Raw genomic sequence first — 13,729 nt, forward strand, 5'->3', positions numbered from 1 at the left:
AATCCTTTAGATCGCAGCACGCGAAGCAATCCACCTGATCATCGCACCAATAACCGGCAGCTTGCGATAGAAATGGCGTGAAGCATCCCAGTAGTCATAGTGCGCACAAACTTTTGCATCCTTATCAAAATGCACCTCTGTCACACCTCGCACGCCCCAGTTGCCAAGTAGTTTTTGCTTGCAGGTAAAATCCCAACGCATGAAACACAGATCACCAGACCAGGCCAAATCGAGTATCTTGAACCGCGGTTCCTGAACATCCTCATACATTTTGTGAAAGACCTTTTCGAAGTTGGCACGCCCTTTCACATCATTAAAGGGATCAATGAAGTGCACATCATCACTGATGAGTTCATGAACGTCTTCGATACGTTCCGGCGTAACCTCTTCAAAGAAAAGCGCATACTGTCTTGCAGTAGCCTCCAGATCAGGTCTCTCAGTCATCGTTTACTCATCCTTCTCGTAACCGGAAAGTAGAGAGCGTATGGCAACAAGCGCAGGATCTTCATGATAGCGGCAAGACGGAACGGGAAGTAAATCTCAAACTTACGCTTCTCAAGCCCATTATAGATATCCTTGGCAGCCTGCTCTGGTTCCAGAAGAAACGGCATCTCAAAGGTGTTCTTGTCAGTCATGGGTGTCTTTACAAAGCCCGGATTGACAAGTGACAGGTCAATCCCAGCCTTGTCAAAGTCAGGCTTCAGACTTTCACAAAGGTTGATCAGTGCGGCCTTGGTTGGCCCGTAACAGGCAGCGTTGGGAAGGCCGCAATAACCGCTTAATGAGCTGACAATTGCGATGTGCCCATTCCCCTGCTGTTTAAGCAACGGAAAGAGCCCCGCAATCACACGCACAGCACCAAAATAATTCGTATCCATGGAAGCCACAGAGTGCTCTTCACTCAGCACATCAATGCCACCGGGAAAGTAGACGCCTGAGCAGTACACCGTGAGATCAGGCAGTTTGCCGGTCTGCTGAAAACGTTCCAACGCCTCAGCAACTTGCACTCGATCAGTCACATCAAGTGGCATCACTTCAACATTGCTGGCATCCTGAGCAACAGCTTGAAGCTTCTTCTCATTCCGCGCACTGATAATAACTTGAGATCCAGAACGCGCATACAAAAGAGCAAGGCTTGCTCCGATGCCGGAACTCGCTCCAATGATCCAAACAAGCTTCTCATGTTCTGCCATAACGCCCTCTCTGATTGATCTTACGCAGCGAGGAAACTTTCAGATCACGCTTGCGTCCCATCCAATTGAGCAAGAAAACGACGGCTATCACTTCTGATCTCGTTCTTCTTGCTGTCGCTCATCTTGTCCCAGCTGCGGTAGATCATCGAGACTCTGGGATTGCCTCGGAGCTTCTCTTCATTCTGATCCAGAAAGTTCCAATAAAGGTAGTTGAAGGGACAAGCTTTCTCACCCGTCTTCGTAGCGTGAGAATAAGAGCAGTGCTCACAGTAGTTCGACATTCTGTTGATGTAAGCACCACTGGCTGCATATGGCTTTGAAGCGAACAGCCCGCCATCCGCAAACAGGATCATTCCATTCACATTGGGCAACTCAACCCATTCATAAGCATCTGCATAAACTGCGAGATACCACTCACTCACTTGTTTGGGGGCAAGCCCAGTAAGCAACGAGAAATTCCCAATCACCATCAACCTCTGAATGTGGTGCGCGTAGGCATTCGCTTTTGTCTCAACAATACACTGGTGCAGACAATTCATCTGTGTCTCTCCAGTCCAGTAGAACTCAGGCAGATTTCGAGAGGCCTCAAAATAATTCAGTCCTGCATAGTCAGGCATAGAGAGCCAATAGATCCCCCGAATGAACTCCCGCCAGCCCACAATCTGCCGGATAAAGCCCTCAACAGAATTCAGCGGAGCAGTTCCATCAAAATACGCTCGTTCCGCTGCCCGAACACATTCGAGAGGAAGCAACAAGCCGCAGTTGAGGTAGAAGCTGATGTGACTGTGAAACATCCAGGGTTCGCCCTGAACCATCGCATCTTGATAGTCCCCAAACTTGCCGAGACGCTCAGCAACAAACTGGTCCAATGCCTTAAGTGCATCCTCACGCGTGACCGCAAGCGAAAACGGCTGTAAATCACCGAAGTGTTCGGGAAATTGGTCCGCAACAAGTGCCAGCACCTCCTCTGTAACCCTGTCTGGCTCAACAGAAAAAGGAGCTGGCACACCCAACTCCTTTGGTGCCTTCTTGCGATTGTCATGATCATAATTCCACTGTCCACCCAGTGGCTTGTCACCCTCCATCAAGAAGGCATGGTCACGTCGCATCTCTCGATAAAAGTACTCCAACCGTAAGCTCTTGCGCCCGGATGCCCACTCTTGAAAACCTTCAGTAGAACAGAGAAAGCGGTCATCCTCACGCAGCTCAACCGGCATACCTAGTCGCTCCTGCCAACTCTCCATCTCATCCAGCAGGCGGTATTCACCAGGCTTCGTTACAATGAGTTCAGAAACAGTTTCAGCCTCCATCAATCGAAGGACTTCCCCAAACAGGCTGCCCGTATTCTCCGGGCTATCGTAGTTCACGTAAACAACGCGATGCCCCAGAGACCTCAACGCCTCAGCAAAGTGGCGCATCGCCGAAAACAGAAACGCAATCTTCTTCTTGTGATGACGAACATAAGTCGCTTCCTCGCGCACCTCCGCCAGCAAGATCACATCCTCACCCGGCTTGGCATCACACAGACTGGGAAGAGACAAACTCAGCTGATCCCCAAGCACCAGGCGCAAACGCATCTGCATTTCTCTCCTCAAGGCAGCCCATCAAACTCCCCAAAAAGGTAGAGCGCAAAGAACAACGAAGCCATACCCAACAAATAGGTCAAGCCTCCACCCTGAGACACGTTGTCTTGCGGCGTCATACAGAGACGCAGTTATGCCCTCATTCTCTCACTCCAAATACTTAGAGAAACTCACCCTGCGACCTCGCCCCTTCTCACTACCCCATTCCCTTTCACAAGCTCAGTCAAGCATTCGGGACAAGAGCCTCCATCTGACTTAGCACGAAGCATTGGTGCCGCAGCTCAATCATGTCCATGCTGCTGCGAATACGTTGCTCAAAGTGACCATGAAGCAAGATGCGCGAATGGATAAAAGAGAGCGTGTTTTTCACATTTCAACGTAGCTTTTACAAAAACACTCACCGTTTCTGACGGATGAACGCAAACTGTCGCAAGCACCCGCTTCATAGACATAACAAAGTTGGCAGGAGAAGCCTCAGCCCTCACAGTATTGATGCTTAAGAGAGGTCATATTTTGAGTAAAGCCGGACAAGTGATTTGCTGTTTAACACCTCAAAATCAGCGTAATTCAGCAGTTTTCCACGCTTTGTGCAAAAAATTCGATACTTATGACGGTAAAAGTTCATCAAGCATATAAATGCCGGTTTTTTAGGCAAAACATCTTAGAAAAATTAGTTAAGCCTGATAATTGCAACCGCAAATCGTGATAGCAGCAATCAACGACAACAATTCCACAAAGCGCCCTATACATCACATAAACTATTGTATTTATTATATTTTATGTGGAACTCAGATTTCTCACAAGGTCCATAAGATGATCTTATGCACGAAGAACATGTGATAAAATACGCTATCTCAATCAGAGAACATTGTCTGCTCAGCTCACAAAACAAGCAACAAGCAAACGATAGCTAGTTTTCGCAATGTATGAATTACTAATATTTTAAATATTATACTTTGATTTAAGTAACAATTTGAGAGATCTAAAACTGATGATTATTTTTGCTTGTATATGCGCGATCCATTTCCACTTATAACTGAATTGTTTACTACAAGCTTCAGCTTAGTTTCATATTACCTATTGGGAACCCCCACTCCAACTCTTAAGTAATCATATCTATAAGCTTTAAGAGTCCAACAGTTAATATTCATGGTTAACAATAAAGCTAAAATTTTAGTCACAATGACGCTGGGTAACTACTTCAGACACGCAGTGCAAAAACTTTTTTACTCGACATACATATTGGTATTAATATATTATTTACCATGTTTGATTGCACATAATACAGTCGAAAGCAAAAAATAGACTGATCTGGGGTGTGCCAAAACCACTGTAACGCATAGGCAAATTTTGTAGGGGCTGAGATGTCTGATCTAACGGGGCATAGATCCAACTTTCCTTCCTTAATTGGAACAACAAAGCCATCCTTAAAGTCTGGCACACATCCAGTTGTGGATGTCGCCGCTGTTTCAATTGCACAGCAATTTGCGTCTGTTCAGTTGAATTGGGTTGATCTGGAATTCGACGAAACAACAAAAGCTCTTTGGCTTTATATGAAAAGCGAAGGGCGTCCTTGTTTTACACCTGAGTTACTGAGCGAACTTGCACAGTCACAAGCCGTGATGAAGCGTCTTTTTGAGACTTATCAACCAGCTGACCCGTGCCCGATCAACTTCAAGGTCGTCGCATCTCGCATTCCGGGTGTTTACAATCTCGGCGGTGATCTTAACTTGTTCATCCAGCTTATTCGAGAAAAAGACCGCGAGAAGCTTCACAAGTATGCCGTTGATTGCATTGATGTTGTTTACCGCAACGCCATCTCTTCAAACCTGCCAATCGTCACGATCGGTATGATTCAGGGAGATGCATTAGGTGGTGGATTTGAAACCGCACTCTCTTGCGATGTGATCATCGCAGAACGTCAAGCCAAATTCGGACTGCCGGAGGTTCTGTTCAATCTGTTCCCAGGCATGGGTGCTTACAGCTTCCTGTCACGCATGGTCGATGGCCGTGTTGCAGAAAAAATGCTTATGAGTGGTCGTCTCTACTCAGCTGAAGAGCTTCATGAAATGGGAATTGTTCATGAGGTTGTAGAAGAAGGCGAAGCACCGTTTGCGGTTCAGCAGTACATCACCAAGAACGCACGCAAACACACCGCTCACTCTGCCATTTACCGCGCAGGCCGTACCGTTCAGCCTGTTGCTTATGAAGAACTGATTGACGTCGTAGAGATCTGGGTCGATGCCGCTATGTCTTTGTCCGACCAAGACTTGAAAAAGATGGAGCGCCTGACAAAAGCTCAGGATCGTCTCGGTGCTCCATCTGTACGTAAACAAGCTTTCTAGAGTTGTACTGGCTCTAAGAAAAATCCAGTGTGCTCAAGCGGTTGATAGGATTACTTCCTTCCTGCTTGAGCTGCTGTAGATATCTGGTCAGGTTTTCATGATCACGCTTTATCTTGCCTGACAGCTTACGCAGCATGTCTTCACCTAAGATCGGCATTTGCGGCGCAGGCAAGTTCTCCATGTCATCACTCAGTTTAGCAACTTCCGTCGCCCCAAGGTTGACTGAAGCAGAACGAAGCGCATGCGCACTTGCCCGAAATAGCTCTGCATCCCGAGCATCAAATGCAACTTTAATATCGCGATGCAGCTGTGTGGTGTCTTTCAGATAATCTTCAATCACAGCAATAACGAAATCCAGACCACCAAGTGTTCTCAGTTGTGACAGGCTTGCATAGTCGATCCCAGAGGAAACTTCAGAGGAAAACCGAGGATGCTCGGAAATTGACGTTACCTGACTATTAGCAATCTTCTTGCGGGTGATGTTTTCGTAAACGCCACTTTCTGCAATCACATCATCAACCAATGTCAGAAGCTTTTGCGGCTCGATCGGTTTGGTGGCACATGCATCCGCTCCAGCTTCCTGCGCATTTCGCGCAGCCGCGCGACTTGCATCTGCTGTGAGCGCTATGATCGGAAGGCGATCCTGTCCAAGTTCTGTAATACGATGCAACTTGATGGTTTCAATACCGTTCAGCACCGGCATATTGATATCCATGATCGCCAGATCGTAAGAGTTATCTTCCAACTCATCCAGGGCCAGTTCGCCGTTGCTGACAAGTTTGCAGGTATGACCGCCCTTTTGCAGGATTTTTTCAATAACACGCTGATTGGTCTTGTTGTCTTCAGCAACAAGAATGTTCAGCCCAATATAGCGACTGAAGTAAGCTTGCAGTTCTTCCTTAAGCTCCATGCCAGATTTCGCATCTTCCGCACCTGCGGCCCTTAGAGCCCAGGCAACCGCTTGCGTGGAAACCGGAACTTTGATCGAAGAAACAATACTTGGCTGGAAAACGTCCTCGCACTCTTTTTCCGATGCAGCTGAGTAAACTGGAATCAGATTGACGTTGTGATGGTGACCAGTCGATTTCAGTGCATAGTGCAGGCTATCCGACGTCGCTGCCAGAACATCTTCACCAACGAAGAGAACAATCTTGCCGCCATCACTGGACGTTTGTTGACGCAAGGCACTGAAGGCACTGCCAACTGTCTCAAAACACTCATGCTCAATGCCACAATCCTGCAAAGAAGCAGCGCAAACATCCCGCAGATCCTTACGTTTGGAGACAATAGCAACAGCCCCATCTTCCACTTCAAGCCGAATTGTCTCGTCACTTACGGCACGGCCTACTTTCAGCTCAATGACAAAGGTGCTGCCCTGCCCCGGCTGGCTGGTGACAAACACCTCACCGCCCATCGCACGGACAACCTCGCGCACAATGGAAAGGCCAAGACCTGTCCCGCCAAACCGATCCACGATGCTGTCATCAGCCTGCGTAAAACGGTCAAAAATGCGCGATTGAGCATCTTCAGAAATGCCAATACCGGTATCTTTAACTTCCAGCTGCAGTCGAATTTCCCCACCATCAGTTTCCTTGCAAACTGCGCGAATGGAAACCGAGCCTTCTTCGGTAAACTTGACAGCATTGCCAGCAATATTCAGCAAAACTTCGCGGATATGACGTGCATCACCCACGAGGAGCGGAGGTAAGTTACTATCCACGTAGCGCGAGATGATCAGCCCTTTACCGCGCGCTTGCCCCTGCACAATCTGTGTCACCTCACGCAGGATCGAGTTCATGTCAAAGACCGTCTGACTGACAATCATACGGCCACTTTCAATCCGGCTAAAGTCAAGGATACCGTTGATCATGGAAAGGAGCGAGCTACCGGAATACTTGATGGTTTTCGCCATATCCCGCTGCTCAGCGTCCAACTGCGTATCCTGAATCAGATCTCCCATGCCGATGATCGCATTCAACGGTGTCCGCAATTCATGACTGACAGCGGTGAGGAACTGTGTCTTCGCTCTATTAGCAGTTTCAGCAGCTTGCTGTGCTGCAGTCATCGATCTGATGAGCTTGCTTGCATAGAGCGGCACCACAACGAGGCACCCAAGCAAACCCAGGCCAAGAATGAACTCACCTTGCCAGTATGGGGTTGTCAACACCACTGCAAACCCACTCACAGAGGCAATTGTTGCCAATGCCAGATAATCCAACCCAAACCGGAAACCGTTACCGAAGATCACCCAAAGATAGATAGGGAACAGGATTGAAAGGTATTCCCCTCCCACATACAGCCCGGCAGAGACCGCTCCGACATCTAGAAAAATCGCGAGAACGCGACGAAGCGAACTGATGTTCTGCGAGTAGAGCAAATGAGCAAGCAGTACTAGAGATCCAACACCGAACGTGGTCATGATGACATTGGTTTGGAAATTCTCATGAGATCCAAAAGTGATGTTGGAAGCAAGATAAGGCGTGATCAGCAAAGTGAACATAAAACGGTTCAGAGACATCTCGCCTTCACCGCCACCCAACTGAATGATGCGCTTATATAGATCTTTTAATCCGCTCAACGGGAGCAGCTGCAGCTTCGTTTTTCTATTGTCGTTCATAGTTCAAACTCCGCCCCAGCCAACGCTCTCTGCTGCCCGTTCCCTTGCAAGTTTGTCGCTTGTTCTTCTAGGAGACGTAAAAAATCATCAGCAGGGGCTGGCTTGCCAAACAGATAGCCCTGCGCCATTTCACAACCTGCATCGGTGAGATACTCAGCCTGTTCCCGGGTCTCGACACCTTCTGCAATGATGGAGAGATCGAGGCTCTTACCCAAACCAACAATTGCCTTGATGATGACCGTGTTGTTCGGATCCGTCATCATATCTCGCGTAAAGCACCGATCAATTTTCAGGCAATCAACGGAGTATCTGCTCAGGTATGCGAGGGAGGAATAACCCGTTCCAAAATCATCAATCGAAACCGCAATACCCATCTCGCGGATCTCACGCAAATCGCGCACGGTTGCTTCAGAACCATGCAGAACGATGTTCTCTGTAATCTCAATCTCAAGTTTATCCGGTGGCAAACTGCAGGAAACCAAAGCATCTTTCAAAAGCTGCGGTACGTTCTGTTTGCGAAATTGTGTCGGCGAAATGTTCACAGCAATCCGAGGTGTCGCCACCCCTAGGTCCAGCCACTTCTTTGCCTGCTGACAAGCTGCAAAAATCACCCATTCACCGATTGGCAGGATAAGACCAACTTCTTCAGCTGTTCCCAAGAAGACGTTTGGAGCGACCACACCATAATCTGGTCGGTTCCACCTCAGTAGAGCTTCAGCACCAACTATCTCTTGGGTCCGCAAATCAATCTGCGGCTGATAAAACAGCTCCAGCTGATCATGCTCAATGGCATTCCGCAGCTCGGCTTCCAACGCGACAGTTTCTTTGACGTGGTGATCCATCTTCGTCGAGAACAGGTGGAACGTGTTTCCACCATCAGCTTTAGACTGGTACATGGCCATATCTGCGCAACGCAGTAGCTCTTCGCTGTTAAGACCATCCTCAGGGTATTTGGTAATCCCGACACTGGCACTCGTCTGAAGCTCTCGCCCGCTGATATGGAACGGCTCTTCGACCACACTCACCAAATGCTGTGCAAAGCGCAGCGCCTCCTCTGAACTCTTCAAATCAGTCTGGAGAATAGCAAACTCGTCACCCCCCAGTCGCGCAACCAGGTCCGAGCCATCTACACAGCGCAATAAACGCTCTGCAAGCACCTCCAGGAGGCGATCACCTGTACGGTGACCCAAAGCATCATTGATCGATTTAAAGCGATCCAGGTCGATAAAATGCAGCGCAAAGCTACGACCGCTGTTTCGGCACTGGAAGATCTCTTCATCAATGCGCTCACCAAGCATGGTTCTGTTTGGCAAACCCGTCAACGCATCGTGGTGCGCAATATGAAGCAAGTGCGCTTCAGCTCGTTTGCGATCAGAAATATTGGTCGCAGTCGTCACAACATGCGTTGTGTTCCCATCAACGTCCAGTAGAGGGCTTTTTGTAACGATAAAGTGAAAGATATCACCAGCATGGTTTCGCTGTTCAATTTCATAGGGCGGCAAAGCTCTGCCCGTAATGAAAACCTTGCGGTCCAAACGGCGATTTCTCTCACGTGTAAACTTATCAAACTTGCCGTAGGTATCCTCACCTACAAGTTCTGCTGTGGTCGAGTCCAGAAAGCACGCCCAAGCCGCATTCGAGAACGCACAAAGCCCATCTCGTGTGCTGGTCGTGATCATAGCCGGAACGCTATCAATCACCTGCGCCAGCTGTTCACGGGAGTCTCGCAGAGCTTCCTTGCTCTGCTGCTCAACGTTGACCAGTTCCTGCTCAAGAAAGCGTGCATGACGTTTGACCGCATTTTGCTCTTCTCGCAGAGCAAGTAGGTTTCTGGCTCGACTGACGAACTCATTATGGTCAACCGGACTTTGTAGGAAATCAGTTGCGCCCGCCTCCAGCGCACGAATTCTAAACGAGCGATCCGTAAACACGGTGATGACGACGATCGGTACATCACTGCAATGCTCAAGCGCGCGCACCTTTTGCGTTAGATCAGCACCATCCATCTCCGGCATGCTGTAGTCGGTAATAATCAAATCGGGGACGCTGCTCTCCATGTATTCGAGAGCATCAACCGGCGAAGCAAAGCAGTGCACTTTGACAGATGCATCTACAGCGAGAGCAAGCTTTTCAAAGATACTTCTATTAATTGCCCTGTCATCGACAATAACGATTGTTGTCATGCAGCTACCACCACGAGCCTAACTGCCGAAGGCAACAAACACCCGCAGCAGTTGAACAAATTCACCCCATGGTTATCTTCGCTTAAGGAGACAGTGTTAAGAAATGCCAAATAGTTATCATTAAATGCCTAGTATCAAACTTGTGGTTCTATTTACCTATCGGCATACACCAATCGTCCACCGCCAGTGCACAGACGCTTTAGTTTCCTTCATCGACGAAATAAAGCTAACGTAAGCGGCAGTTTGCAGGGATTTCTACAACAAATCAAAGGACTGCCTAATTAGTTACTGAAACATTGAGAACACAATAAAAAAATTTCTTCAAATTGCACTAAACAGTTGTGAATATAGATCTACATACACTCACTTAAAGCTAGCACACCCGCACAATTAAGCAAATAAGCAAATAAGAGTGCAGTAACAAAAGTGAGTCTCATGAAGAAAGCAGGTACAGACCTACTATTCTCCTTTGAATCATTCTTAGTAGAGGCTGCTGAGCATTAAACTTTCTACCAAGAAGTATAGTCTCACAGACAGGCCATATCATTGAACCTGCTTAACCCAACAAGCCCCTAAACTACACCTGTGCTACGGCTCCCTGAAGGCCCTCGACATGCTGTCGCGAACGGGCTCCATGAGATAATCGAAGAAGGTTCTGTCTCTCGTTGTGATGTACACTTCCGCAGGCATACCTGGAGTTGCTTTGAAGTTTAGATATGCAGGAATTTTCTCACGATCTAACTTCACACGCGCCTTATATACATCAGCTGAGACACTCATCGGATCCTCGCTTCGCAACGCATCCGCTGAAACGTATACGACCTTTGCATCCAACATAGGTGTAATACGCTGGTTCAAAGCCGTCAGGCGAACCATTGCCTTCTGCCCTTCTTTCACGTTGTCGATCTCAGTGGTTTGGATTGATGCTTCAATAATAAGCTCATCCTGAAGAGGTAGGATTTCCATTAGATCCTTACCACTCTCAACTACACCACCTGCCGTGTGATAACGCATCCGAACCACAATCCCACGCACAGGCGCTACGATCTCAACGCGTTGCAAAACATCTTGCGCAGCACGTATTTGCTCACTCACATCATCCAGGTCAGCATTAACAACCTGGAGCTCCCCAACAGCGGTTTGCGAGGCTTCATTCTCCGCCCTAACGATTTGTGCCATTGCCCTGGCGATACGTTCGGTGGCATCTCCAATCTCAGCAAGGATACGACCTTCCTCACCTTTGAGATTTGCAAGTGAGCGTTGAATTCGAAGTACGTCAGATTTCCGAATGAGGCCTTTTCCGAGGATTTTCTGTTTGGAATCCAGCTCTTCCTGAAAAAGCTCCATCTGCTCTTTCACCGCAACAAGCTGAGATTGGCCACCTTGTATCCTCTCCTTAAGCGCATCAATACCTTGCGTGAAAATATCAATTTCACTCTGAAGTTTTCGAGTTCTGGCTTTGAAGGTCAGCGACTGGTTCAGAATGATACTCTTAATCTTGGGCTCCTGTGCAGTGCTTAAAAGCTCCTTCGGCAACACCAATGACTTCTGACCTTTGGCCTCTTGCGTCAAACGCGCCTGAATAGCTTGAAGGCGTGCCTGCCGGATCAATAAACGTTCAAGGTTAGCTTTTGCCGCTGTCTCATCAAGTTTCACTAGTACAGCACCAGCAGCAACCACATCCCCTTCTTTCACAAGGATTTCCTTGATGATCCCACCTTCGAAATGCTGCACGATCTTGTTTTGCCCAGTGGCAACAAAAGAGCCTGAGGCGACTACAGCCCCTGCCATAGGGGCACTGGAAGCCCAATACCCAAATCCGGCAAATGTAAAGGCAATAACGATAAAACTAGCCAACATAGGCGCACGAGTTGTGCGGGGCACATCCTCATACCAACTTCCATCAAGTATAAGAGCTCTAGTAGACATAAAAATCACCAAATAAAAAAGCTTAGACTATTCAGCTGGTTGTGCTGCTGGCAGATTATGCCCCGGTGCATTTTGATGCTGAGAAATGCCGGGCCGCTTACCAGTTATCAATGGCATCACTTCATCGCGGCTGCCAAAGGCAGCAACTGTCCCATCTTTCAGCATCATGATCTTATCGACACAACGAAGCAAAGCAGGCCGTTGAGTAATAGCAATAACAGTCATGCCATCTTGCTTGGCGCGTTCAAGAGCTTGAGCGAGTGCCTGTTCCCCGATTGTATCCAAGTTAGAGTTCGGCTCATCTAGCACCAGCAAACGCGGATTATTGTAAAACGCGCGTGCCAATCCGATACGCTGACGCTGCCCACCAGAAAGCGGCGCACCATCCATAGCAACTTGAGTCTCATAACCCTGCGAAAACTGCGAAACCATCTCATGAATGTCCGACATCTGCGCAGCTTTGAAGACATCTTCATCTTTGGCTTCACGGTTCATACGAGCAATATTTTCTTTGATCGTACCAGGGAAAAGCTGCACATCCTGTGGCAGATACCCAATGTTTTCACCAAGTTGCCGGCTATCCCAGTTCCGCAGATCCATCATATCAAGGCGTACATTACCGGCCGTTGGAATAAGGGAACCAACCAACATCTTCCCAAGCGTGCTCTTGCCGGAACCCGAAGCTCCAACCACCGCCAAAGATTCACCGGGAGAAAGCTGGAACGAAATACCATTCAAGATCACCCGCTTGTTGGGCGGCGGAACAAAAAGCAAGCGCTCGACGCTCAACCGCCCCGCAGGATTCGGCAGGCGCAACCTATGTACATTGAGGGGCGAAGTATGGAGCAGCTTCTGAATACGCCCATATGCACTTTTAGCGCCCACATAACTTTTCCAACCATCAATAATGCCTTCAACCGGAGCCAACGCACGACCGCCAATAATAGAAGCCGCAATAATCATCCCTCCGGTAATTTCATTTGAGAGCGCAAGCCATGCCCCCCAACCCAGCATCGTGATTTGCGTTGACAGGCGGATGAATTTTGAGATCGCCGAAATCAAGACATTTCGGTCCTGTCCCATTATCTGCGCTTTCAAAGACTCTGCAGTCTCTTTACCCCAAATAATCACGCCTTCCGGGATCATCCCCATCGCATTCATGACCTGCGCATTCCGTGCCATTGCTTCGGCTTGCAGATTGGCACGCGAAGAAAACGCATTGGCCTTTCCAAATGGAACGGCTGTCAACTTCTGATTGATCCTTGCAAGCACAAGGAGCAATAAAATAGTCGTCGTCACAATCATCCCTAAATGCGGATGAACCAGATAAACAACGAACAGATAAATGGGAGCAACCGGCGCATCCATGATGGTCAGAAGAACCGAACCAGTCAGAAAACTTCGCAACTGCTGAAGGTCGGAAAGAGCCTGAAATTCCTGACTACTACCGTTGTGAGACGCTCGCGCCGCTGCACTCAACACAGGCCCGCCAAGGCGTGTTTCAACATCAACAGCAACCCGCATCAGCATAAAACGCCGGAACATATCCAACAGCACATGTGCAAGCACAAGCCCAATAACGATGGCTGTCAGCATCACCAAAGTATCAACACTCCGGCTCGTCAAAACACGGTCTGAAATCTGGAATAAGTAAATTGGAACAGACAGGATGAGAAGACTGGCGCAAAACGAGAAGAAGCCAACATAAAGCAGGTTTACCTTGGCACGCGCCAATCCATTCTGCATCAACTTGCGAAAATCGATATCTTCATAGGGCCCCCCATTCTTCCTGGAGGCGAAATTGCCCTTTTGGCTGGCGAGTTTTTCTCCATGTACAGGCTCTTGTTGAACACCATCCACCTGCAATGTTTTGCTCGCT

The 13,729-nt window shown here is 48.3% G+C and carries 8 protein-coding genes; 1 reads left to right on the forward strand and 7 read right to left on the reverse strand.

Annotation, left to right across the window (positions count from 1 at the left end; translation table 11 throughout):
• Positions 1-6 precede the first annotated feature (6 nt).
• Genes PsAD26_RS25525 through PsAD26_RS25535 form a run of 3 tightly spaced genes read right to left on the reverse strand, consistent with a single transcriptional unit; the run spans position 7 to position 2,770 of the window.
• Positions 7-444, reverse strand: coding sequence for a nuclear transport factor 2 family protein (locus tag PsAD26_RS25525; protein WP_063312632.1), 438 nt, complete (start codon positions 442-444; stop codon positions 7-9).
• Positions 441-1,193, reverse strand: a complete 753-nt coding sequence (locus PsAD26_RS25530) for an SDR family NAD(P)-dependent oxidoreductase (protein ID WP_063312633.1) — start codon at positions 1,191-1,193, stop codon at positions 441-443. The genes PsAD26_RS25525 and PsAD26_RS25530 overlap by 4 nt, the downstream gene beginning before the upstream one ends.
• A 44-nt stretch (positions 1,194-1,237) precedes the next feature.
• Positions 1,238-2,770, reverse strand: a complete 1,533-nt coding sequence (locus PsAD26_RS25535; RefSeq protein ID WP_063312709.1) for a cryptochrome/photolyase family protein — start codon at positions 2,768-2,770, stop codon at positions 1,238-1,240.
• A gap of 1,370 nt (positions 2,771-4,140) precedes the next feature.
• On the opposite strand from PsAD26_RS25535, the gene PsAD26_RS25540 reads away from it, so the two are divergent.
• Positions 4,141-5,121 (forward strand): crotonase/enoyl-CoA hydratase family protein, encoded by a 981-nt coding sequence (locus tag PsAD26_RS25540; RefSeq protein ID WP_063312634.1) that lies wholly within the window; start codon positions 4,141-4,143, stop codon positions 5,119-5,121.
• A 13-nt stretch (positions 5,122-5,134) separates the two neighbouring features.
• Here PsAD26_RS25540 and PsAD26_RS25545 read toward each other — a convergent pair whose 3' ends face one another.
• The 4 genes from PsAD26_RS25545 to PsAD26_RS25560 form a co-directional block, all read right to left on the reverse strand.
• Positions 5,135-7,738 carry a hybrid sensor histidine kinase/response regulator gene (locus tag PsAD26_RS25545; RefSeq protein WP_063312635.1) on the reverse strand — a complete coding sequence of 868 codons (2,604 nt, stop codon included), beginning with the start codon at positions 7,736-7,738 and terminating at the stop codon, positions 5,135-5,137.
• Positions 7,735-9,921, reverse strand: a complete 2,187-nt coding sequence (locus PsAD26_RS25550; protein ID WP_063312636.1) for an EAL domain-containing protein — start codon at positions 9,919-9,921, stop codon at positions 7,735-7,737. The genes PsAD26_RS25545 and PsAD26_RS25550 overlap by 4 nt, the downstream gene beginning before the upstream one ends.
• A 588-nt stretch (positions 9,922-10,509) precedes the next feature.
• Positions 10,510-11,850, reverse strand: coding sequence for an HlyD family type I secretion periplasmic adaptor subunit (locus PsAD26_RS25555; protein WP_208985856.1), 1,341 nt, complete (start codon positions 11,848-11,850; stop codon positions 10,510-10,512).
• Positions 11,851-11,877: 27 nt separating this feature from the next.
• Positions 11,878-13,716, reverse strand: coding sequence for a type I secretion system permease/ATPase (locus PsAD26_RS25560; RefSeq protein ID WP_063312711.1), 1,839 nt, complete (start codon positions 13,714-13,716; stop codon positions 11,878-11,880).
• Between the last annotated feature and the right edge of the window lie 13 nt (positions 13,717-13,729).

Source organism: Pseudovibrio sp. Ad26 (genome assembly GCF_001623285.1).
In the GTDB taxonomy this organism is placed as follows: Bacteria; Pseudomonadota; Alphaproteobacteria; order Rhizobiales; family Stappiaceae; genus Pseudovibrio; species Pseudovibrio ascidiaceicola.

Coding starts and splice junctions, on each gene's coding strand:
- PsAD26_RS25525 (WP_063312632.1), bottom strand. CDS start 444: ATGACTGAGAGACCTGATCTGGAGGCTACTGCAAGACAGTATGCGCTT.
- PsAD26_RS25530 (WP_063312633.1), bottom strand. CDS start 1,193: ATGGCAGAACATGAGAAGCTTGTTTGGATCATTGGAGCGAGTTCCGGC.
- PsAD26_RS25535 (WP_063312709.1), bottom strand. CDS start 2,770: ATGCGTTTGCGCCTGGTGCTTGGGGATCAGCTGAGTTTGTCTCTTCCC.
- PsAD26_RS25540 (WP_063312634.1), top strand. CDS start 4,141: ATGTCTGATCTAACGGGGCATAGATCCAACTTTCCTTCCTTAATTGGA.
- PsAD26_RS25545 (WP_063312635.1), bottom strand. CDS start 7,738: ATGAACGACAATAGAAAAACGAAGCTGCAGCTGCTCCCGTTGAGCGGA.
- PsAD26_RS25550 (WP_063312636.1), bottom strand. CDS start 9,921: ATGACAACAATCGTTATTGTCGATGACAGGGCAATTAATAGAAGTATC.
- PsAD26_RS25555 (WP_208985856.1), bottom strand. CDS start 11,850: ATGTCTACTAGAGCTCTTATACTTGATGGAAGTTGGTATGAGGATGTG.